The sequence below is a fragment of the Pseudomonas sp. 300 genome (genome assembly GCF_055803035.1).
This window is the reverse complement of the sequence record NZ_JAVLRV010000002.1, coordinates 745,130-767,064: the sequence shown is the minus strand read 5'-3', so window position 1 is coordinate 767,064 and position 21,935 is coordinate 745,130. Positions and strand designations below refer to the sequence as shown.

The following is a 21,935-nucleotide window of genomic DNA, read 5'->3' as shown; positions in this document are numbered from 1 at the left end:
CTGCGTTTGCACAGCAACAGTTTCCAGGAGGACAGGATGAATTTTTTGGTGGTCGGCGGCGCAGGTTACATCGGCTCGCACATGGTCAAGCATCTATTGCGCGCAGGCCACGAGCTGGTGGTGGCCGACAATTTTTCCACGGGGTATCGCGACGCCTTGACGGGCGGAACGCTGGTTGAGCTGGACATCGCCGATGCGCAGGCCCTGGACGCCTTGTTTGCCGCACACCACTTCGATGCCGTGTTCCACTTCGCCTCGTTCATACAGGTCGGCGAATCCGTCACTGAACCGGCCAAGTACTACCAGAACAACCTCGCCGCCACACTGACGCTGCTACAAGCCATGGTGCGCGCGAACGTCAAGCAGTTCATCTTCTCCTCGACTGCCGCCGTCTATGGCGACCCGGTGTACGTGCCCATCGACGAAGAACACCCCAAGGCGGCGATCAACCCGTATGGTCGCAGCAAGTGGATGGTGGAACAGATGCTTGAGGATTTCGACCGCGCATACGGTCTCAAATCGGTCTGCCTGCGCTACTTCAACGCCGCCGGCGCCGACCCTGAAGGACAGCTGGGTGAACGCCATGAACCGGAAACCCACCTGCTGCCACTGATCCTGCAAGCGGCCTCCGGTCGACGCGCGTCCATCACCGTTTATGGTCGCGATTACGACACGCCTGACGGCACGTGCATTCGCGACTATGTCCACGTTGCCGATCTGACGGCCGCTCACGCACTGGCCGTGGATTACCTGTTGGCCGGCGGTGCAAGCACGGCGTTCAACCTCGGTAACGGCCAAGGGTTCTCGGTACAGGAAGTCATAGACACCGCGCGCCGCGTGACCGGTCAGGACATCTCCGTCAGCGATGCGCCGCGCCGTGCGGGTGATCCACCACGACTCGTGGCAGACCCCCAACGTGCCTGTACGCTACTTGGCTGGCAGCCACAATTTGCTTCACTGGAACAGATCGTGACGCACGCCTGGAGCTGGGAAAAGAAGCATCCCTGGCACTGAAGTCGGCGCTCGCCAATAGCGCCGACCGTGTGAGGGTAATGGACTAGTAGTACGAGCGGTTTTGCGGCTCGGCTTTGTTCAGCACGGTGCCAATCAGATTGGCGGTCCCCAGATGGTGAAGGCTTTCCTCGATTTCTTTCCTGCTGTTCATGCCATTGGCAACCACGAGCAGGACGCAGTCGAACTTGGGCAGGACGGTAATGACATCGTCCGAACTCAAGATGGGCGGCAAATCGAAAATCACGACTCGTGAGTTGTAGCGTTCGCGCAAATCACCGATCAAGTGGCTCACCTTGGGCGATGACAGCACCTCGGTGGAGAGAGGAATCGGCTTACGGGTCGGCAGGACTACAAAGCGCGGCAAGGTAGGGTTAACCAGAACCTCTTGCAGTTCCGCTTCATCGGCCAGGTATTCATTAAGCGATTTCTCCATCGACAGCCCCAGGCAGGTACCCACCGTCGGACGGCGCAAGTCGAAATCCACCAGCAATGCCGTCTTGGTGGTGTGATGAGCGATGCTCATTGCCAGGTTGATCGCCAATACCGTCTTGCCGGCCTCCGGTGTCGGCGAGGTGATAGCGAGCGTGCGCCAGCCATTTTCTTCCATGACTTTCAGCACTTGCGTACGCAGCAGATCGAACGCCCCGCCCATATGTGAATTCTTGTTGTACGCCACAATGCGATTGCGCTCGAGGTGATCCGGCCGCAAAGGGACAACTTTGGTTTGCACATAACTGAGCGCATTCAGACCTGTAGATTGCGCAGTGGGTGTCATGGCTTTTGACGAGTTCTTGGGCTCGGTGTTTTCGGTATCGGGCTTGATAATTTCCATATCTATATTCCTTATGCAAACCGGCCCAGCGTTTTATACGCCAGCTGATCCAGAGGCATGTAGAGCAAGTGCACGAGCACCAGAAGGATCGCGAACAACACGACTCCACACAGGATCAGGCGCGTTCGCCATTTTTTGCGGCGCTCCAGTTCGGCCATGGTGTGAATGTAGGGAATGGAAACCAGTACGCGTCTGCCGAGCACACTGGCCAGGGCTTCAGCACCGCGTACGCGCGAACTCATCATCTCGAGCAGCATCACCAGCGCGCCAGCGCCCACCGGGGCAAGCACAAAGCCCATCGCGACCACTTTCTTGCGGTTCGGCCGAACCGGCTTTTCAGGCATCAGCGGCGACTCCAGGAGAACAAAGCGTTCCGCCTTGTTTTCCTGTTCCAGGCTTTCGGAAATTCTCGCGTTCATCTCTTTGGCGCGCATCTCCTCATATTTCTTTTTCGCGTTGTCATGGTCGCGCATCAGTGTGATCAGGCCGCGCTCGACTTGAGGCATTTCAATAATCCGCGCCTGGTATTCGGATATTTTCTGGACCGTCTGCTGCTTCTGATCGGCCAGTGACTTGATACGTACCTCGGTGGCGGCGATCCGCGCCTGAGCCTTGGCTACATCCATATTGACGGGCACTGCCGCACTACCGGCCACCGCCTTGTTCGCCTCAAGTGCCGCAATCTTGCGTTTCACGGCACGCACATCGGGGTGGGCGTCGGTATACAGCGTCTGCAAACGGGCATACTCCACCTTGAGACTGCCCAGGTCCTGCGGCTTGTCAGCCGCTGCACCCGTTGCTCCTGGCTTGGTCGCTACGCCGGTGTTGGCGGCAACAAGCTCCAACTCGTTGAAGCGCAATTCCTCACGGGCAGCCTTGTAGTCACGGTCGACTTCTTTGAGGTCGCTTTCGGCGCGCGTCAACATGTTCGTGAGCAACTCCCGATTCTCGGGCAGCGCGTCGCTGAACTTCTCCTTGAATTCAGCCACGCGACTGTCCTGGGCATTCAGGGCAACCTCGAGCTTGTCTGCCTCCTGCTTTGCGAACTCTGTGTTCTCATTGGCGCGCTCGGTGCGCTGCCTGATGTTTTCATTCAGGAACAGCGTCACCAGTTCGTTGGCCACCTGGGTGGCAATCTCTGGCCGGCGGTGCTCAAAGGAAAGGCGAAACGCAATCGTCACTTCCCCGCGCCCCTTGATCGCGGCGCTGACCAGAGTGACGCCAATCGCATTGCGCATTTCATCGATTTTCTCGGAAACGCTCAAGTTCCGGCCTTGAGAAGAGAACAAATTGTATTTATCGATGATCGCTGTCAGATTTTCCCGGGTCATCACGCGCTGGCGAATGACTTCGATGCGCTCATCGGCAAAGGTGCTGTTATTCGCCGCGACCAGCTCAGGCGAGATCTGTTGCGACTCGATCAGAATCGTGCCGGAGGACTCAAAGGTGGGCGGGAGTGACATCGCGACCGCGATGCTCACGCCGAATATCACCACGCAACTGACGATCAACAGCACAGCGTGGTGCTTGATGATTGCAATGTAGTCGTTGACCGACATTTCATATTCAGTAGTCATAGATCATCACAAAGCTGAATTTCAGAGACCGGGGTAACTATAAGTCAAGGTCAACCCGACGACATTTGCGCTGGCATCCGGCAAGCTGTCCTGCTTGCGTTCTTTGTATGTGAAGAATAGGCGGGCATTCCAAAAAGGCGAGAGTTCTTGACTGACCCATGCGCTGTAATTGATCAGGGTATTCGGCGTCTGCCCCTTGGTGTCTTGCCAGGAGGCGTCAAAACCGGTGCGTCGGACCTCATCGATGGCGTAACTGAATGTTCCCCTCAGAGTGTCCGCCTCGACGAATCCGCCGTCCCCGCTAGCGACCGTACTGCGACCGGCGTCGACGAGCGCATCAAACCGCTCGCCGGCGTATTGCAAGGAAAAACCGCCTTGCCCCTTGGGGCCGTCACCCGAACCGGAGACTTGATTGACGCCCGCGTACACCGTGCCCTTTAACTGCTCGGAGACCTGGAAATTCACGCCAACCGTGGGTGTGTAGCTGTTTGAGGAGGAGGCCGTTGCCGAGCCTTTCTCAGGCTCATAGCGTCTGACGCCTAAACGGGTGAACACCTCGGTCCTCTCGCTCCACGCGTAGTTCCACGTCAAGCGGGTGGCCAGTTCGTCGTAGTTGATCAGGGTGGGAATGTCGTAAGTGACATGAGTGAAGTCAGTCTCGTTGAGCAAGGTACTTCGCTCGCTGAGCGCCCTGCTCCAGTTGCCACCCACGGTATAAAGCTTCTGCGTGCCGTCGGCCGCTACCACGCCGGTTTCCTGGACGGCAGTGGAGAGCGTAGAGCTCTCTTCATACCTGGCCGTGAATCCGAAACCGCCCGTTTCGGTCTCCCGATGCCACCCCAGTTTCAATCGGGGGTCTTCACGGTCCGTCACGATGTCGGTATCCGAAGAACGCACGACGTAGACGCCGAGACCGAACTGAAACTCATCCCTTCCGGCAGTGCCGACAAGGCTGAGATCGGGGGCGATAATGGTGCGGGTCACGCCCTTCTCACCACTTGTGAGCAACAGTGGATTGCTGTCGTACTCAACAGTCGAAGGCACCGTTATTGCCGGCTGCCAGGTCGCCGCAGAGGCCACACCGGAACACGAAAGGATCAGGGTTGCCGTGGCAACCCCGGTAGATCGAAGAGCAAGCAAGGTAATCCCTAGTGCATCGCGCAAGGCTAAGGCACGACCAGCGTATCGCCGGCCTTAAGAATAAAATTGGTGGTCATGTCATCGCCGGACATCAACTCGTTGTAATCGACACGCAGGATCTGTTGTTTTGATCCATCGAGTCGCACGACCTTGATGTCATTCTTGGCGGCGAATTTGTCGAGTCCACCCGCCATGCTCAAAACCTGCAGCACTGACGTTTGACCTGATAAGTGGACACTGCCGGGCTTCAACACTTTGCCCTGCACATACACGAGATTGCCGGCGGTGCCCGTGACAACCACGCTCACCTGCGGATCGGGTATGAATTTTACAAGCTTGGCCGCTATTTTCTCTTCGACTGCGGTGGTATCGAGACCCGCCACCTCAACCTGCCCTGCCAGCGGGAAAGTGATGCTTCCATTGGGAAGAACGATCACATCCTGCTTGAGCTTTTCTTCGCCCCAAACTGAGACATTGAGCGTATCGCCCGGACTCAATGTGTAAGCCGTTTCTTTTTCTACAGCATTGGAAATGCTGGGCAAAATTGCCAGCGCACAGACCACGGGTAACCAGAAACGCGACATCGGGATCCCTCCGCCTAAGTAGCCTTGCCAAGAGTTTCACACAAAAGCCGGGGTAAATCACTCTTGCTCATTTATAGGTCAAGGAAACGATCAAGGGGCAGATTTTCGTGCTCGGTGCCGGCCCATTTTCCTCGGCCCGACGCCTCTACTGCCTGCCGAAAAACTGCTGGCGAAGGATGTTTTTTATTTAACAGTAAGTTGCCGTTAAACATGTCGCCCTCGATGTCTGCCTGCCAAATTAATAGCACTCTGCTTAATAGAATCCGTCATTCAACGGATACATCGCCATCCATCAAACTGACATCAATTACTAGTATCAATGCGCCATATAATCGCCAGCAAAAACAAGAAGCTAGCTATACCTTCCGCCGGTTGGCGACCATAACAAAACCGAATAACGCTGATGAAAACAGCCAGGCGGCAGCAGATAACGAAACTGCATTCGGTTGATGGGTGAGGACATCATTCTCGCCACTCAAAACTTTACTTTGCGCACCTGAATTTGCCATTAACTTGTCAATTGCAACTTGCGCCATTAATCCGTCGCAGGAAGAACTATTGACGGTAGCGCCCACCTTGGCGGCAGACTCAATCAGATGGTTGATTTGATTTTTTGCTGTATCAGCGAAGCTGATATCACCGGCCCCAGCTGTCTCGCCCGGAGCATTCGCAACGGTGGAAGGGGCGCTACCCTGATCGGCGGCAGTCATGCCCACTTTTGGACCATGCGCTTCGCAAGTATTATCTATGCGGTTAATTTCACGAGCCAAATGTGCCGCCTGGGCGGTGGCAATGGCCGCACCATTAAAGAGCACGCAGAACAAAACGGATTTGAGAATCAGTGATGAACGCATAAAGACCGCCTCCCTGCACACAGGGTTTTCCTGATACCGAATGAAGGATTCGTTACCCAGCTGATTTGAGCCTATAAGCACATCGCCATTACGTCAATGGTCCGTCACAACAATAAATAAAAATAAAAATCAAGGGAGCATGGCGTCAAAAAAACGGCAAAAAGCCCTCGTCGCTCCAAGGATCTCTATGCCCTTGAAACGCCTCAAATGTGGGCCTCCGCCCCTCTGAAACCGGCTTTGAAACTGAGTTCTTCCGCTGCCGAAAGACCGGCGACAAAAAACTATCGACGCTTGCTGCTGTGCAACCACTCTCGCGGACTGACGCCTGTCTTGCGCCGAAACGCACGAGCGAGCGCCGAAGGGCTTTCATACCCCACTTCATCGGCAATCAGGGCAATGGACTTGCCTTCACGCAAGCGTTTCTGGGCGAGGCTGATGCGCCAACTCACCAGATAATCAACCGGGGTTTGCCCCACCACCTGCCGAAAGTGTTCGGCAAAACTGGCTCGGGACATGTTGGCTGCCGCCGACAACTCAGCCACGGTCCAGGACTGGCCGGGCGTGTCGTGCATCAGACTTAACGAGCGTGCCAGGCGTGGGTCGGCCAGACCGGCCATCATGCCGGGGCTTTGTTCGCGGTTAGTCAGAATGTGCCGCAGCAACTGGATCACCAGCACCTCGAACAGACGGTCCATCATCGCTTCGCGACCGCAAATGCCGCCGAAGGCTTCGTTGAACAGCCAGTCCAGCGTACCGGCCATGCTCGGCACCTCTTCGAGATCAAGCACCAGGTAATCGGGCAAGGCCGCCGCCAGGGCATTCCCCCCACCGCCATCGAACGTCAGCGAGGCGCACACCAGTTGCGTGTCGGACGCGTCAGAGGCAATCAATCGGTGGCGGTAAGGTCGAGGGAAGAAAATCAAGGTGGGTGTGTTGAGCTGAATCGCGCGCTCATCGGCCAGTTTCAGGGTCAACTCGCCCGATTGCAGCAGATGAAGATGCCCACAGGCCTGATCACCGTCAAAACCGGTGGTGCCGCAGAACGTGCCGCTGTGGAAGGTGCCGGCGCTGACGCCGAAATGGCTGAGCAAAGTGGACAGGCGATCCATGGACAGGCTCCTGATGGCAAATCTGGACGATCTGTCGCATATCCTCGACGATTTGCAGCCAATAGGCCAGCGCTCGTCACTAACATGGAGCCCGTACCCAGCGCACACCGCGCAGTCCTCTACGGAGATTCACCATGAGCCGCATCAACACCCTGAGCCTCGAACACGCCACCGACACCACCCGCCCGCTGTTGGAAGGCGTGCAGAAAAAAATCGGTTTTTTGCCCAATGTCTTCAAGACGCTAGCGCAGGCACCCGCCGTGCTGTCCTCTTATCTGCAACAGTCTGCAACCCTCGGTAAAACGTCGCTGAGCGCCACCGAGAAAGAAGCGATCTTCCTCGCCACGTCCCAGGTAAATGGATGCGACTACTGCCTCGCCGCCCACACCGTGTTTGCCGGCAAGGCCGGGTTGTCTGCGCAGGATATCCTCAGCGCCCGCAACGGCCAGCTCAATGCCTTTGCCACCCTCGCCCGACAGATCACCGAAAGCCGCGGCCACCTGAGCAACGAGCAGATCGCAGCGGCACGGGCAGCCGGCATCAACGACAGCAAGATCATCGAAGTGATCGCCCACGTGGCCTCGCAGACCCTGACCAATTACCTCAACAACGTCGCCCTGACCGAGATTGATTTCCCGGCCATCGATGCTTGAACGACTTTCAATTTGGGAGCACCGCTTATGAACACCGTGACGCTCTACACCACTGACACCTGCCCTTACTGCCGTAACGCGAAAATGCTGCTGGCCAGCCGAGGCATTGCGGCACAGGAAATAAACGTTCAATCGGAACCGGGGAAATTCCAGGAGATGCTCAGCCGTAGCGGTCGGCGCAGCGTGCCGCAGATTTTTATCGGTGACACGCATGTCGGAGGGTTTGACGATCTGGCCAAACTCGATCGTCAGGGTGCTTTGCTGTCGATGCTGGCCTGAGGTTGACGAGTTTACGGGGTGCTCAAATCGGGTCAGACGTTTGACCCGATTTGAGCACTTGCTCGGTGAGGGGTAAGACGGTATCTACAGGGGATCGGTGTAATCCGAGAGGCCGAGTGCAGGTTCTGCACAGTGGGCAAACACGCGCAGAGCGCTCTATGATTGAGTCCTATGACCACTTCGCTGCCGATCCGCCAACCCTGCCCGCCCGGTGCCTGCAACTGCGAGCGTGAACCGCTGCTGGAACAAGCGGGGGCGGACTTGCGCATCCTGTTTCTGACCCGCACCGAGGAAAAACGCTTGATCGAGCGCCTGGAAAATCTCCAGAGCCTGGGCGACCTCGAACGGCTGCAGCAGCGGATGTTCGAGCAACTGGGCATCCGGGTGGAAATCGCCCCCGGTTTCAACGAAGTCCGCACCATGCGCGGCATCGCCATCTCCATCGGCGAGTTACCGGGGCTGTGCCGCAAAACCCGCCAGGCGATCCCGGCCGCGATTCGTCGCGGGTTGGAGAAACGCCCCGAAATCGCCTACGAACTGCTCAACGCCAACGACCTGTTGCGTGACGCTTGACGGTTGAATGCCCCACCGCCCCCGAATGCCACGAAAGAGGATCAGCGGTCGTACGTGAATCCCGGCGCGCTGCTATGCCTTCTCAAGGGAGAAAAGCTTTCAGACCCGTCAGGATGAAGCGGGAAACAGGCGTGACCGTGGCCCCGGCGCCAGCCAGGTGCGCGAAGAGCAACAGGTGCCAATCCATAGCAGGAGGTGGCAGATGTTATTCATGGTCAGTTGGTCGATCAGTCCGCAAAACCGTAACAGCGTGATCAAGCGCTTTCTCGAGACCCAAGGTGCCCCGCCACCCGGCGTCAAAATGCTTGGGCGCTGGCATGCCGTCGGTGGCTCGCGCGGTGTTGGCATCGCCGAAACCGACGATGTCGTACAGATTCAAACGTGGGTGCTGCAATGGAATGACCTGATGGACATGGAAGTCCATGCCGCGTTGACCGATGTACAGGCCGCGCCTCTGCTGGCAGCGGCAGTCGGCAAGCAATAGTCGTCGCGGCGGCGAGTTCTGCTCGCCGCCCGATGTCGGTTCCAGTGCCCGGAAGAATGCGTGCGCAGTTGTATCGCGCAGGCTACTTCTTCATCCCTACGCGCCGCCGCATCTCGGCGGTAATCGTCTGTTTCGTTTTCTTCAGATCAGCCCACGGTTCGTTCCCGACGTCGGCCAGTCGTTCATGCACAGTGCGCACGTTCCACTGATTGCCGCCCCTGAGCCCGGCCACCTCCTCGCGGAAAATCGGCACCGACACCGGCAGCCCTTCGCGGGTGCGCGCCGCGTAGGCGCAAATGGTGGTGGCGCCGAGGCCGTTGCGCAGGTAATCGATGAAGATCCGCCCGACCCGGTTCTTCGGCCCCGACACGGCGGAAAACCGCTCCGGCAACAGCTTGGCCATGTGACTGACGATGGCGTGGCTGAATTCCTTGACCTCATCCCAGCCGAGCTTGCGGGTCAGCGGCACCACAAGGTGAATGCCCTTGCCGCCGCTGGTCTTGAGAAAGGCCTTGAGCCCCAGCTCATCGAGCACCGACAGCGTCAGTTGGGTGGCCTCGACCATGCTTTTCCACGGCAGCGCCGGGTCCGGGTCGAGGTCGAGGACAAAGCGGTCGGGCTTGTCCAGTTTGTCGCGAGTCGCGTTCCAGGTGTGCAGCTCCACGGTGCTCATCTGCACCGCGCCGATCAGCGCTTCAGCACTGTTGATGATCATGATCGGCTGGCCGGTGAGAGCCTTGTCCAATGTGGTGATCCCCGGAATCGCCAAGTGTTCGGCGTTCTTCTGGAAGAACAGTTCACCGGCAATCCCGTCGGGCGCACGGACCAGCGCCACCGGCCGGTCTTTAAGTTCGGGCAGAATCCATTCGGCGACGCTGGCGTAATACTCCGCCAGTTGCACTTTGGTGGTGCCGCTGCTGGCGTCGATCACCCGGTCCGGATGAGTGATGCGCACCTTGCCCTCACCCAGGCCAAGCTGAGAAGGCGCGGGTGCGGCTTTTTCCGAGGCTTTGTTTTTGCGGGCGGCGGCAGGTTTTTCGGCTGTGCTTTTCTTCACCACGGCAGGACGCTCCTCGGTGATGTCTTGGGCCGGTTTGTCATCACGCAGGCCATGGAACACCGCGTGGCGCACCGCACCCTCCTTGGTCATTTCGGCGAAGGCGATTTCCGCCAGCAATGTGGGTTTGAGCCAATGCACACCCTTGGCATCAAAACCGGTCGGTGGATTGACCACCGACGGCTTCTTCGTCTGCAACGGTTTCAGTTGTTCGTGGATGCGCTTCAGCGTGGTCTCGTTGAACCCGGTGCCGACCTTGCCCGCGTAACGCAATTGACCGCTGTCACGGTCATGCAACCCCAGCAGCAACGCCCCAAACGCATTGCGCGAGCCTTTCGGATCGGTGAAACCGACCACCACAAATTCCTGCCGGTGCTTGCACTTGAGCTTGATCCAGTCGCTGCTGCGCCGGGACACGTAAGGCGAACCCAGACGTTTGCCGATCAGCCCCTCCATCTGCATAGCGCAAGCGCTTTTCAACAAGGCATCGGGCTGTTCTTCTAAATCATTCGAAAATCTGAGCATCGGATCGGCGTTGTGTTTGAGCAGTTGCTTCAGCGCATCACGTCGCGCCTCAACTGGAACCTCTGTGAGATCGAAACCATTTAGGTATGGGAGATCAAACAGGTAGAAGACGATGCCGGCGCTTTGTCCTGAATCGAAGGCATTTTGCAGCCGCTGAAAATTGGGCACGCCTTCCTTATCCAGGACAACTATCTCTCCATCCAGCCAAGCGGTATCCAATGACAGCTTCGCGAGCGCCTTTGCCTGATGGGGAAGCTTTGCAGTCCAGTCGTTGCCGTTCCGAGTAAAGAGTTTGACCTCTCCATTTTTTATCCGAACAAGCATCCGAAAACCATCAAGCTTTAGTTCGTACCGCCAATCATTGCCTTCAGGGGGATTCTTCACCAGCGTCGCCAACTCCGGGGCCAGTTTCTCTGGAAGCTCGGCCCGACGTGCCTGGGGAGCGTCTGCGTGTGCACTCTTCGCCCGTTTTGAAGCCTTTTGAGGCACGCGCTGAGGCGTAGAGCGCCGCAGCCGTGGGATGATGGTTCGGTCGCTCAGGACACTATCAGGCCTATCTTCGACGATGCTGTAATCCGACTCTGACTGTGCAGCGGAGTCTTGATGCTTGATCAAAAACCATTGTTCTTGTTTGCCCGCAATACGCGTCCGAACGAGATTCCAGATACCGGCCAGCTTTTCACCCTGGAGCACAAATTTAAGTCGCCCCTTGCGATAGTTTTCCAGCGGATCGCCAATGGGCACCCAGACGCCTCGATCCCATACGATGACATGCCCTGCCCCGTAGTGCCCTTCAGGAATAACGCCTTCAAACGTCGCATACTCCAGAGGATGGTCCTCGACGTGAATGCACAGCCTTTTGACTTTTGGATCGAGGCAAGGCCCTTTTGGAATCGCCCAGCTTTTGAGTGTACCTTCGAGCTCTAATCTGAAGTCGTAATGGAGCCTGGTAGCATCGTGCTTCTGAATGCAGAACTGTAGGGCGCGCGCTTTACCCTTGCGCTTTTCTTTTGCAGATTTAGCGACGCCTGCGGGTTCGGGGCTCTCTTCAAAGTGCCGCATGTTGTTGTACTTTTCGAGTGGTTTTTCCATGGTGCCCTCCACGGGAGTGAAGACAAGATCGACCTTCCGTTATCTTGAGACTCCTGCCATGCATGGGAAGGTTCAACCGGTAAGCCGCCGCGCCCACAGAAAAGCCTTCGCCCTTGACCGGTCCTGCGTCAGCACGGGAATGCGAAATCATGTGCAACTCATAAACTTGCACAGCCGAGTGGAAAACAGAGTGTGGCGCTGACATTGTCGAGTCGTGGTGCACTCAGTAAAGTCGGTTTGATAACAAGAGCCCTGCATCGGCCTTTTTTTGTTGGCAAATGCAGAGCTTTGGTTTGAAGGTCATTGCGGGGAGTTCCGCTGCCAAACAGACGGTCTGGGTATGCCTGCGGCAGGTTTCCAAGGCTTGCAGGCCTACCTTGGTAATACTGCGTCATCTCTTGTCGCCAGTCCTCAATGTAGAAACTTTACCCAGCCAGCAACTGCAAGCGTCGCAAAACAGGTCCAGCCTGAGAAAAGCCAACGCCACACGAGCATCCGCGGGACAAAACCCACACCTCTCACAAAAGCCACACTCATGGCTGCGAACAATGCAGTAGCCAGGACATGGTCAGGCTTCCCGTCAGGAGCGGCCATCATGGGAGGATAGAGTGTACAAGCAAGCATGATCGCTATAGCGATAACCAGACTCAGCACATGAATGTGTGAGATCGGTTGAGGGTTAGCAACACGCGGCGTCATGACAGTGTCTCGTCGTTGTCGCTCAAGGCTCGGCCAACTTCGTTCTCGCCCCACATCGCATTTAAAATAGCCAGTAGCAATGCAAAACCGACCCCCAGCATCCAGGCGAAATACCACATGTTCGTTACTCCTTTGCCGGTATTAATAGGCGGAATGTTCGTTGGCTTTGATGTGTGCGACGGTGACCTTGCCCCGCATAACGCGATAGGCCCACGAGGTGTAAATCACGATAAGTGGCATGAAGATCAACGTGGCCCAGAACATGATGGCCAGGCTTAAATGACTGGAGACGCTGTCCCATACGGTAAGGCTTGCCGCAGGCACTGTTGATGACGGCATGATGAATGGAAACATCGACACACCCGCCGTGCTGATGACTGCGATCACCGCAAGCGATGAGGCAACAAACGCCGAAAGTGTGCGACGCATCATCAGCAACATGGCGGCACCTGCTGCGCCAACCAGTCCCAGTACGGGCAACAGCCACAACACCGGATAATGACCATAGTTAGCCATCCAGGCGCCCGCTTCGCGCACCACGGACTTGTTAAGAATATCGGGCAGTCCGGCGGTATCAACCAACGATGTAATGCGATAACCGTCGATCCATTGCAGCCAGATGCCGGCCACTATAAACGAGCACGCCAATACGATTGCCGCCCCCACCGCACCTTTGATTGCCCTGGCCTGGATAACACCTTCAGTGCGATGTGCCAGATAAGCGCCGCCCTGCAAGGTGATCATTGCACTACTCACAACGCCGGTCAGAAGCGCAAAGGGATTTAGCAGTTGCCAGAAACTGCCGGTATAAGTCGACACCAGAAGATCGTTGAAGTGGAACGGTACACCTTGCAACAGGTTGCCGAACGCAATCCCGAACACCAGAGGTGGCACTGCCCCACCCACAAAGAGTCCCCAATCCCAGGTGCTACGCCAGGTGGAGTTGTGGATCTTGCTGCGATAGTCAAAACCCACGGGGCGGAAGAACAATGCCCAGAGGACCAGGATCATCGCCCAATAGAAACCGCTAAACGCTGTGGCATACACCACTGGCCATGCCGCGAACAATGCGCCGCCCGCAGTGATGAACCAAACCTGATTGCCATCCCAATGCGGACCGACGGTATTGATAACGACGCGCCGCTCCATGTCATTGCGGCCAACAAAAGGCAGCAGCGTGCCAACCCCCATATCGTGGCCGTCCATGATGGCGAAGCCGATCAGCAGCACGCCGACCAGCGCCCACCAGATAATTTTCAGGGTGAAGTAATCAAGCATGATGGAGTTCCTTCAAATGGGCGTCGTGAACATAACGACCGGTACCGAGGCTGCCAGGACCTTGACGGGCAAACTTGACCATCAGGAACATTTCAACCACCAGCAGCACGGTGTAGAAAACGATGAATCCCGCCAGCGAGCCATAGAGGTTGTTGACGCTGAGGGTGGAAACACTCATGTGGGTCGGCAGGACGCCGTAGATGGTCCATGGCTGACGGCCATATTCAGCGACGAACCAGCCCAGCTCGCAGGCAATCCATGGCGCAGGCAGCATGCAAAGTGCCCAACGCAGTAACCAGCGGCTTCGCGTGCAGGTCGACTTCAAGGTGCTCCAGAAGGCAAGCCCGAATAGCATAAGCATGGCAAAACCAAGGCCTATCATTATCCGGAACGCCCAGAACATAGGAGTCACGCGCGGTACGGTATCGTTTACGGCCTTTTCGATAATGTCCGGCGTAGCCTGGTTAACGTCTTCGACATACTTTTTAAGCAGCAGGCCAAAGCCCAGATCGGCTTTGTAGTCTTCGAATGTCTGGAAAGCCACCGAATCGCTGCGATTGGCCCTGAGGGCCTCAAGCGCATTGACGGCAGTAATGCCGCGGAGAATTCGAGCACGGTTTTTTTCTTTAATGTCATGTATGCCTGGAATTTGCTTGCTGACTGACCGGGTGCCAATCAAGCCCATCACCCAGGGCACTTCAACTTCCCAGTTATTTTTGGACTCGGCTTCGTTGATGCTGGCCACCAATGTCAGGCCCGCTGGTGCGGGTTTTGTTTCCCACATGGCCTCCATGGCTGCCATTTTGGTTTGCTGTGCTTCACCCACCGTGTAACCCGACTCATCACCCAATACGATCACACTCAGCACTGATGCCAGGCCAAAGGCTGCCGCCACCCGGAAGCTGCGTTTGGCAAACTCGACATCACGATTCTTGAGCAAATACCAACTGGAAATCGACAACACAAACATCGAGCCGGTGACGTAACCGGCTGAGACGGTGTGGACAAACTTGGCCTGCGCAACCGGGTTGAAAACCACCGCCCAAAAATCAACCATCTCCATGCGCATGGTGATGTAACTGAACTCTGAACCCACCGGATTCTGCATCCAGCCATTGGCGATCAAAATCCACAATGCTGAAAGGTTTGTACCAATCGCCATCAGCAGCGTGACCAGCAAGTGGTGCTCTTTCTTCAGACGATCCCAACCAAAGAAAAACAGGCCGATCATGGTTGATTCAAGAAAGAACGCCATCAAGCCTTCAATGGCCAGCGGGGCACCGAAGATGTCGCCGACGTAGTGTGAGTAATACGCCCAGTTGGTACCGAACTGAAATTCCAGGGTGATGCCCGTAGTCACCCCGAGGGCGAAGTTGATGCCGAACAGCTTGCCCCAGAAGCGCGTCATGTCCTTCCAGATGACATTACCGGTCATCACATAGACGCTTTCCATGATGACCAGCAGCCACACCATGCCAACCGTGAGCGGTACAAAAAGAAAGTGGTAAAGCGCAGTGGCTGCAAACTGCAGCCGAGACAAATCCACCAGTTGTTCTGAAATCACTTGCTTGCCCCTTGAGTCGAGGTAGGTACGCCGAACCTGTCGCCGATGGTGTTCGAGTCGACGCTGACGCGCGAATCCCGGATGAACAGCCACCAAAACACTGTCAGCACCAGTAGTTTGATCACTACTGCCGTGAGCAGATGGCGTCGAAGTCGTTTGTCGGAAATGGTCATGGCTATGCAGTTAGCACAGGGCATGCCAAGGGCGAGCAATTTGATTTTATCGTATTAAAACAGTCACTTAGTCAGAAGCTCGGTGATGCGCGGGAGGCGTCGACAGGCCAGTTCGCTGCCAATCTGCCAGGGCTGGCAGTCATTGGCAGTCTTGCGAATTGAGCACTTACTACTAGGCCAGACCTTGTTCTTTCAATCGTCGGTACAAAGTCCGTTCGCTAACCCCCAGGTGCTTGGCCAGCTCACTGCGGGTACCTTTGAAAGTCGCCAGTTCCTGTGCCAGCGAGCTGCCGTCGAATGCAGTTGAAGCAGCGGCCTGAGCAGACGCCACCACGGATACCTGGGGCAAATGTATGGAGCGGATCACCCCGTCGTCAGCGAACAGACTGGCTCTTTCCAGAACATTGCGTAATTCACGGATATTGCCGGGCCAGGAAAACCGCTGCAGTTGCATCAGAGCATCTGCATCTATCGTCAGTCGGCGTTTGCCTGTACCGGCACGTTGCAGAAATGAATTCACAAGCAAACCAATGTCTTCAACCCGGTTGCGCAAGGGCGGTAACTGAATTGGAAAGGCGCTGATGCGGTAGTACAGGTCCTGCCTGAACTCACCTTTCTCCATCATTTTTTCCAGTGGTTTATGGGTCGCAGCAATTAACCTGAAGTTAGCGTGAAGGGTCTCGACACTGCCGACACGGCGATAAGTGCCCGATTCGATCAGGCGCAACAACTTCACTTGCATGGCCAGTGGAACATCGCCAATTTCATCGAGAAACAACGTGCCGCCTTGGGCTGTTTCAACCAAGCCAGGCTTACGCGTGGTGGCACCGGTGAATGCTCCTTTTTCATGGCCGAACAGTTCGCTCTCAAATAACGTTTCGGTCAATCCAGAGCAATCAACGACGACAAAGGGTCCAGTGGCCCGCTCGCTGGTTTCATGTACGGCGCGGGCGAACAGCTCTTTGCCCGTACCGGACTCGCCTAGCAGCAGCACCGGCAGCATTGATGGTGCCACCCGCTGCAGCTCCGACAGGGCACGGTTAAAGGCGGGAGAGCGGCCGACAAGCCCTTCGTTGCTGGGTCGCGCAGATGCACTGCGGACCAGGGTGAGACGCTCCACGTAGGCAGTAATAACACCGTGTTCGTCTAGAATCGGGCGCAATTCGACGTCGACATGCTCTGGACCGCGAGGCGTGTGGTGAATGTGCAAAACACGATCCGGCCCGCGCATTTCCTGCGCCTTTTTCATCGGGCAGTTCTCACCCGCCTGATCACAAGGAACGTCGTAATGGTGTGAGATTTGATAACACTTATGGCCGATAAAGGGTTTGTCCGCGCTGCCAAACTGCCGTTGATAGGCAGTGTTGGCAGCCAGGATGTTGTAGTCCGGATCGAGCACGATCATCGGCTGGGGTTCGTGCTCAAGAAACGAAACAAGTGACTGCACTTGATCCGAGTGCGGAAGCGAAGGGGTTGGGGTGGGCAGGATAGTTTTCATCGTGACTCCTGAGAATCCATCCATCCTGTAATGGCACTGCCACCTCTGTCAACATGGACTGCCAATGGCAGTAAATCCAGTTGAATGTAGAGAAGGTCAAACGACTTCAATAAAGATAAAACATAATAAAATCAAATAGATAACATCATATTTTTGTGCGTTCCCGGTCTGGCAGACTTATTGCTATGTCAGTCCTTAGTGTGAGCGGCTTGGTAAAAGGCCCCCTAAGGAGACACTTCATGAGCGTAAAACTTCACGTCGAAGGATTCTTCGATTCTGCCACCAATACCGTCAGCTATCTTGTGCTGGATGAAGCCACCCACCACTGCGCTTTAATCGACAGCGTACTTGATTACGACCCTAAATCCGGCCACACCGCCACAACGTCTGCCGACAAGTTGATTGCGAGGGTGAATGAACTCAATGCGAGGGTCGACTGGATTCTCGAGACTCACGTCCACGCAGACCACCTGACGGCAGCGCCCTACCTGAAGGAAAAGCTTGGTGGAAAAATAGGGATCGGTAGCCAGATTTCGACGGTGCAAGAGGTGTTCGGCACGCTGTTCAATACAGGTCGCGATATGGCCCGCGATGGAAGCCAGTTCGATCACCTGTTCGTTAATGACGAGCCGTTTGCCATTGGCACGCTGCAATGCCACGCGCTCCATACACCCGGTCATACGCCAGCCTGTATGACTTATGTGATCAGCGATGGGACCGAAACGGCTGCATTCGTCGGCGATACCTTGTTTATGCCGGACTACGGTACTGCACGCTGTGACTTTCCCGGCGGCAATGCGCGTACGTTGTTCCAGTCAATCAACAAGGTGTTGAGTCTGCCGGCCAATACCTTGCTGTACATGTGCCACGACTACCAGCCTGGTGGCCGCGAGGTGCAGTTCGTCAGCACCGTTGCGGACCAGCGCGCGCACAACGTTCATGTGCGTAATGGCATCAGTGAGGAGGAGTTCGTGGCGATGCGCACCAAGCGTGATGCGTCGATGGAAATGCCGACACTGATCCTGCCATCCGTTCAGGTCAACATGCGCGCCGGGCACTTGCCTGAGCCTGAAGCCAACGGGACGCGCTACCTGAAAATCCCGCTCAACGTCGCCTGACGTTGCCCTCCCCCCAAAAAAACCCAGAAGAAAAATACCCATAACGGAGACCCTTATGGACATTCGTTGCCTTGCGCCTGGACTGTCGGTATCAGAACAGATTTTCCCCAATCAATTGGCAGAACTGAAAGACGCCGGTTTTCGCGCCATTGTGTGTAACCGTCCCGATGGTGAAGGCGGCGATCAACCCTTGTTTGCCGAAATCAAACGAGCCGCCCAAGCGCTCGGCATCGAGGCGCACTACCTTCCCGCGGAATCAGGCAAAGTCACCGACGAGCAAGGTATTGCCTTCGGCAAGCTCCTTGAAACACTGCCAAAACCGGTGTTGGCCTATTGCCGTTCCGGTATGCGCTCGACAACGATGTGGGCGCTGTCACAAGCGGGCCAACAATCCCTGCCACACATCGTCGAGACCGCCAAAAAAGCCGGGTTCGATATGAAAGGCGTCATTCGCCGGATTGTGAATCAGGGGCGCACGCCGGTCGAAGTTGCTGAGGCGCAACATACAGTGGTCATCATCGGGGGCGGTGCGGCAGGTATCGCGACTGCATCCAGTTTGCTGGCACGAGACCCAGGACTCGACGTTGCCATCATCGACCCGGCAGATGTGCACTACTATCAGCCAGGCTGGACACTTGTCGGCTGTGGAGTCTTCGATGCGCCCCAAACTGCCCGCACGATGGGTACGACCATCCCCCGCGGTGTGCATTGGATCAAGTCGGCGGTCGCTGCTTTCGAACCCGAGAGAAATGCCGTCATTCTTGATGGATGCAGAGTCGTCAAATACGAGCAACTGATCGTGTGCCCTGGCCTGAAGCTCAATTGGCATGCCATCGAGGGTTTGTCGGACACCCTGGGCCGCAACGGCGTGACTTCAAACTACCTGTATCACCTTGCGCCTTATACGTGGGAACTGGTGCAGCAACTGCGTGGTGGCCGAGCCATTTTCACGCAACCGCCCATGCCCATCAAATGTGCCGGGGCGCCGCAAAAAGCAATGTACCTATCTGCCGATCATTGGAAACGTACCGGCGTATTGGACAACGTCGAGATCGAGTTTTGCAGCGCCGGCGCGGTGCTGTTCGGAGTTCCCGATTATGTGCCAGCACTGATGAAATACGTCACGGCCTATGGTATCGATCTGAATTTCGGCAACACGCTCACCCGTGTGAATGGACCCGCACGGACTGCAACGTTCAACTGCGTTAATCCGGATGGCAGCGCCCATCTTGTTACACGCGACTTTGATCTCCTTCATGTGGTGCCACCGCAGATTGCGCCGGATTTCATTCGGGTCAGCCCTCTCGCTGACGCGGCTGGCTGGATTGATGTCGACCCAGTCACTCTGCGTCATAAAACCTGGGCAAATATTCACGCACTGGGAGACGCCGCCAACTCCAGCAACGCCAAAACCGCGGCAGCAGCGCGCAAGCAGGCGCCAGTCGTTGCCCACAATGTGTTGGCTGCCATGGGTAAAGCGAAAGGCAGCGCCCACTACGACGGTTACGGCTCCTGCCCGCTGACGGTTGAACGCGGCAAGATCGTACTGGCTGAATTCACCTATGGCGGCAAGGTTGCCCCCAGTTTTCCATCCTGGCTGATTGACGGTACCCGGCCATCGAGGCTGGCATGGCTGCTCAAAGAGCGGATTCTTCCACCGCTGTATTGGAAGGGAATGCTCAAGGGGCATGAGTGGATGGCGAAACCTGAGATGGCCGACCTATGAAATCAGACTTGAAGGCAAGGAGACTGGGATGATCGTGGTCTTGCTGCTCGGGCTTACTGTAGGAGTCATTCTGGCGCTGACCGGCGCTGGCGGAGGAATACTGGCTGTTCCCTTGCTGGTGTTTGGAGTGGGCTTGAGCATGGCTGAAGCTGGGCCAATTGGTTTATTGGCTGTCGGTTTAGCCGCGACCCTGGGTGCCGTAATGGGACTCAAAAACGGCACCGTCCGCTATAAAGCGGCGCTTTTAGTTGCAGGCGCAGGGATCGTCTGTTCTCCACTCGGCCTTTGGCTGGCGCAGCGCACACCTAACCGCCCGTTGACGATCCTGTTTGCCTTCGTGCTGATGTACGTTGCGTTTCGGGTCTATCAACGATCACTCGCGCCCTCCACGGAGTCGAAGCCCCCCGTCACATCCAAACCACCACCTTGCCTATTGGACGTCAACCGAGGAAAGCTTAACTGGACGGGTCCGTGTGCATGGGCACTCACCGTCTCTGGCATTGTCGCGGGAGGGCTTTCTGGTTTGCTCGGCGTGGGCGGTGGCTTTGTGATGGTGCCAGCGCTCCAGCGATACACCAATTTGACAGCGCAGTCGGTGCTCGCGACGTCTCTGGCCGTTATTGCGCTGGTATCAATTTCCGGCGTTGCCGCAAGCTCGGCAGCCGGGCACTTGCAGTGGGCAGTTGCCATTCCGTTTTCCATCGGAGCATTGGTCGGAATGGTCGGCGGGCGTCTGATCGCGGCACGGCTGGCGGGTCCACACTTACAAAAAGGCTTCGCCGCAGTTTCCATGGTGGTTGCGGTGGCCTTGCTGGTGAAAGCGATTTAGTCATGTGCATGAGCCGCCATCACGCAAAGCAGGTGTTCTATCGCATCAGCAGCCCCGCAGCATTGGCAGTCATCCACCCCCTCTATCAACAATTTCGCGCCGGAGAATCCACATGAATGTCGACTGGCTCAACTTCACGCCCTGGTCATCCCTTGCCGGAGGCGCATTGATTGGCCTGGCGGCCAGTCTATTTGTCGTTGCCAACGGACGTATCGCAGGCATCAGCGGTCTGATCGGCAGTCTTTTACAGCGCGGGAGCGAGGGGGTGAGTGAGAAAGTACTTTTTCTCCTGGGCCTGCTCATCGCGCCGCTGCTATGGGGCTTGTTCGCCACGCTGCCACAGATTGAGTTCAAAAGTGGCTGGTTCGGACTGATCGTCGCCGGTGTATTGGTGGGCATCGGCACACGATACGGATCCGGTTGCACCAGTGGTCATGGGGTATGCGGCCTATCGCGCCTTTCGCCGCGATCGATGGTCGCCACTGTGTGTTTCATGTTCAGCGGTTTCGCCACAGTGTTTGTCCTGCGTCATCTTCTGGGGGGTTGGACATGATCAAACTGACCGCATTCATTGCTGGCCTGCTGTTCGGTTTGGGTCTGCTTCTGGCAGGCATGGCCAACCCGAGCAAAGTACTCGCTTTCCTGGACTTAACCGGTGCCTGGGACCCTTCCTTGGCGTTGGTCATGGTCGGGGCCATTGGCATAGCCGTTGGCCCGCTGACCTGGGCACGCCGACAATCCAGTTCGCTGCTGGGAAGGCCAATGCAGCTACCGATCAAACGTGAGTTGGACCCGCGCTTGATTGGCGGGAGCCTGTTGTTCGGCATCGGCTGGGGAATAGCCGGCATCTGTCCTGGCCCCGCCGTGGCAATTCTGCTGACAGGACACTGGCAAGTGATCGTATTCATGTTGGCCATGCTGGCCGGCATGTTGTTGTTTACTGCGCTGGAGACCCGGCGCAACCATTGATCGGGAGATCGCCATGAAAACGAACATTGGAACCATTGACCGAGGCTTGCGCGTCGTCGCCGGCCTGCTTCTCATTGGCCTCAGTTTGTCCGGTGTGATCGGCATGTGGGGTTGGATAGGTTTAGTGCCACTGGCCACTGGCATTTTCCGTTTCTGCCCCGTCTATACATTGCTAGGCATCAAAACCTGTAACCGTTGCTGAGCGACAACCGTTGCACGCTTGCGGGTACTTGAAGGTGCCCGTGGTGGTTTAGGTACGCAGCGCTGATCACGGTTCCTTACCAAAACCCTTTGGTAGATCAGCACTC

The 21,935-nt window shown here is 56.6% G+C and carries 24 protein-coding genes and 1 pseudogene; 12 read left to right on the top strand and 13 right to left on the bottom strand.

Annotated features, from left to right (window positions below):
- Nucleotides 1-36 precede the first annotated feature (36 nt).
- On the top strand, nucleotides 37-1,014 hold the full coding sequence (galE, locus tag Q7W83_RS09805; RefSeq protein WP_150632027.1) for a UDP-glucose 4-epimerase GalE: 978 nt from the start codon (nucleotides 37-39) through the stop codon (nucleotides 1,012-1,014).
- A gap of 43 nt (nucleotides 1,015-1,057) precedes the next feature.
- Here the strand turns inward: galE and Q7W83_RS09800 are convergent, their stop codons facing one another.
- From Q7W83_RS09800 to Q7W83_RS09775, 6 genes are all read right to left on the bottom strand, one after another.
- A complete protein-coding gene (locus tag Q7W83_RS09800) occupies nucleotides 1,058-1,789 on the bottom strand; it encodes a CpsD/CapB family tyrosine-protein kinase (protein ID WP_224787809.1) in 732 nt (243 codons plus the stop codon).
- A 68-nt stretch (nucleotides 1,790-1,857) separates the two neighbouring features.
- Nucleotides 1,858-3,423: a GumC family protein gene (locus tag Q7W83_RS09795; RefSeq protein WP_150632025.1), complete on the bottom strand. Its 1,566-nt coding sequence runs from the start codon at nucleotides 3,421-3,423 to the stop codon at nucleotides 1,858-1,860.
- Between the two features lie 21 nt (nucleotides 3,424-3,444).
- Nucleotides 3,445-4,563 carry a hypothetical protein gene (locus tag Q7W83_RS09790; RefSeq protein ID WP_473657605.1) on the bottom strand — a complete coding sequence of 373 codons (1,119 nt, stop codon included), beginning with the start codon at nucleotides 4,561-4,563 and terminating at the stop codon, nucleotides 3,445-3,447.
- Between the two features lie 26 nt (nucleotides 4,564-4,589).
- Nucleotides 4,590-5,147, bottom strand: coding sequence for a polysaccharide biosynthesis/export family protein (locus tag Q7W83_RS09785; RefSeq protein WP_150638580.1), 558 nt, complete (start codon nucleotides 5,145-5,147; stop codon nucleotides 4,590-4,592).
- A 356-nt stretch (nucleotides 5,148-5,503) separates the two neighbouring features.
- Complete coding sequence (locus tag Q7W83_RS09780; RefSeq protein ID WP_473655931.1) at nucleotides 5,504-6,001, bottom strand: hypothetical protein; 498 nt, start codon at nucleotides 5,999-6,001, stop codon at nucleotides 5,504-5,506.
- A gap of 281 nt (nucleotides 6,002-6,282) precedes the next feature.
- Nucleotides 6,283-7,110, bottom strand: coding sequence for an AraC family transcriptional regulator (locus Q7W83_RS09775; protein WP_150632022.1), 828 nt, complete (start codon nucleotides 7,108-7,110; stop codon nucleotides 6,283-6,285).
- A 134-nt stretch (nucleotides 7,111-7,244) separates the two neighbouring features.
- On the opposite strand from Q7W83_RS09775, the gene Q7W83_RS09770 reads away from it, so the two are divergent.
- From Q7W83_RS09770 to Q7W83_RS09755, 4 genes are all read left to right on the top strand, one after another.
- Nucleotides 7,245-7,763, top strand: a complete 519-nt coding sequence (locus Q7W83_RS09770) for a carboxymuconolactone decarboxylase family protein (RefSeq protein ID WP_150632021.1) — start codon at nucleotides 7,245-7,247, stop codon at nucleotides 7,761-7,763.
- Nucleotides 7,764-7,790: 27 nt separating this feature from the next.
- A complete protein-coding gene (grxC, locus tag Q7W83_RS09765) occupies nucleotides 7,791-8,042 on the top strand; it encodes a glutaredoxin 3 (protein WP_150638588.1) in 252 nt (83 codons plus the stop codon).
- 171 nt (nucleotides 8,043-8,213) lie between these two features.
- Nucleotides 8,214-8,615, top strand: a complete 402-nt coding sequence (locus tag Q7W83_RS09760; protein WP_150632019.1) for a hypothetical protein — start codon at nucleotides 8,214-8,216, stop codon at nucleotides 8,613-8,615.
- A 202-nt stretch (nucleotides 8,616-8,817) separates the two neighbouring features.
- The gene (locus tag Q7W83_RS09755) at nucleotides 8,818-9,099 is read left to right on the top strand and encodes a DUF3303 domain-containing protein (RefSeq protein ID WP_150632018.1); all 282 of its coding nucleotides are present in this window, start codon (nucleotides 8,818-8,820) and stop codon (nucleotides 9,097-9,099) included.
- Between the two features lie 82 nt (nucleotides 9,100-9,181).
- Here Q7W83_RS09755 and ligD read toward each other — a convergent pair whose 3' ends face one another.
- From ligD to Q7W83_RS09720, 7 genes are all read right to left on the bottom strand, one after another.
- Nucleotides 9,182-11,773 carry a DNA ligase D gene (gene ligD / locus Q7W83_RS09750; RefSeq protein WP_473655930.1) on the bottom strand — a complete coding sequence of 864 codons (2,592 nt, stop codon included), beginning with the start codon at nucleotides 11,771-11,773 and terminating at the stop codon, nucleotides 9,182-9,184.
- A 411-nt stretch (nucleotides 11,774-12,184) separates the two neighbouring features.
- Complete coding sequence (locus Q7W83_RS09745) at nucleotides 12,185-12,472, bottom strand: cyd operon YbgE family protein (protein WP_150638593.1); 288 nt, start codon at nucleotides 12,470-12,472, stop codon at nucleotides 12,185-12,187.
- Nucleotides 12,469-12,591 carry a cytochrome bd-I oxidase subunit CydX gene (gene cydX / locus Q7W83_RS09740; protein WP_010459227.1) on the bottom strand — a complete coding sequence of 41 codons (123 nt, stop codon included), beginning with the start codon at nucleotides 12,589-12,591 and terminating at the stop codon, nucleotides 12,469-12,471. Before cydX ends, Q7W83_RS09745 begins: the two co-directional genes overlap by 4 nt.
- Nucleotides 12,592-12,613: 22 nt before the next feature.
- Nucleotides 12,614-13,750: a cytochrome d ubiquinol oxidase subunit II gene (cydB, locus tag Q7W83_RS09735; RefSeq protein WP_150632013.1), complete on the bottom strand. Its 1,137-nt coding sequence runs from the start codon at nucleotides 13,748-13,750 to the stop codon at nucleotides 12,614-12,616.
- Complete coding sequence (locus Q7W83_RS09730; RefSeq protein ID WP_150632012.1) at nucleotides 13,743-15,314, bottom strand: cytochrome ubiquinol oxidase subunit I; 1,572 nt, start codon at nucleotides 15,312-15,314, stop codon at nucleotides 13,743-13,745. Before Q7W83_RS09730 ends, cydB begins: the two co-directional genes overlap by 8 nt.
- Nucleotides 15,311-15,487: a cytochrome oxidase putative small subunit CydP gene (cydP, locus tag Q7W83_RS09725; protein ID WP_191623692.1), complete on the bottom strand. Its 177-nt coding sequence runs from the start codon at nucleotides 15,485-15,487 to the stop codon at nucleotides 15,311-15,313. Before cydP ends, Q7W83_RS09730 begins: the two co-directional genes overlap by 4 nt.
- A 172-nt stretch (nucleotides 15,488-15,659) precedes the next feature.
- Complete coding sequence (locus Q7W83_RS09720; RefSeq protein ID WP_473655929.1) at nucleotides 15,660-16,985, bottom strand: sigma-54 interaction domain-containing protein; 1,326 nt, start codon at nucleotides 16,983-16,985, stop codon at nucleotides 15,660-15,662.
- A 239-nt stretch (nucleotides 16,986-17,224) separates the two neighbouring features.
- On the opposite strand from Q7W83_RS09720, the gene Q7W83_RS09715 reads away from it, so the two are divergent.
- The 7 genes and pseudogenes from Q7W83_RS09715 to Q7W83_RS09685 all read left to right on the top strand — a co-directional run bounded on the left by Q7W83_RS09715 (nucleotide 17,225) and on the right by Q7W83_RS09685 (nucleotide 21,829).
- Complete coding sequence (locus Q7W83_RS09715; protein WP_473655928.1) at nucleotides 17,225-18,103, top strand: MBL fold metallo-hydrolase; 879 nt, start codon at nucleotides 17,225-17,227, stop codon at nucleotides 18,101-18,103.
- Nucleotides 18,104-18,158: 55 nt separating this feature from the next.
- Nucleotides 18,159-19,829 carry a bifunctional protein tyrosine phosphatase family protein/NAD(P)/FAD-dependent oxidoreductase gene (locus Q7W83_RS09710; protein ID WP_473655927.1) on the top strand — a complete coding sequence of 557 codons (1,671 nt, stop codon included), beginning with the start codon at nucleotides 18,159-18,161 and terminating at the stop codon, nucleotides 19,827-19,829.
- A 28-nt stretch (nucleotides 19,830-19,857) separates the two neighbouring features.
- Nucleotides 19,858-20,658, top strand: coding sequence for a sulfite exporter TauE/SafE family protein (locus Q7W83_RS09705; protein WP_150632008.1), 801 nt, complete (start codon nucleotides 19,858-19,860; stop codon nucleotides 20,656-20,658).
- 11 nt (nucleotides 20,659-20,669) lie between these two features.
- Nucleotides 20,670-20,774, top strand: a pseudogene (locus tag Q7W83_RS09700) (transcriptional regulator); the annotation flags it as partial.
- Nucleotides 20,771-21,211 (top strand): YeeE/YedE family protein, encoded by a 441-nt coding sequence (locus Q7W83_RS09695; RefSeq protein ID WP_473655926.1) that lies wholly within the window; start codon nucleotides 20,771-20,773, stop codon nucleotides 21,209-21,211. The pseudogene Q7W83_RS09700 and the gene Q7W83_RS09695, both read left to right, overlap by 4 nt.
- The gene (locus Q7W83_RS09690) at nucleotides 21,208-21,627 is read left to right on the top strand and encodes a DUF6691 family protein (RefSeq protein ID WP_150632006.1); all 420 of its coding nucleotides are present in this window, start codon (nucleotides 21,208-21,210) and stop codon (nucleotides 21,625-21,627) included. The genes Q7W83_RS09695 and Q7W83_RS09690 overlap by 4 nt, the downstream gene beginning before the upstream one ends.
- Before the next feature lie 13 nt (nucleotides 21,628-21,640).
- On the top strand, nucleotides 21,641-21,829 hold the full coding sequence (locus Q7W83_RS09685; RefSeq protein ID WP_150632005.1) for a YgaP family membrane protein: 189 nt from the start codon (nucleotides 21,641-21,643) through the stop codon (nucleotides 21,827-21,829).
- Nucleotides 21,830-21,935 lie beyond the last annotated feature (106 nt).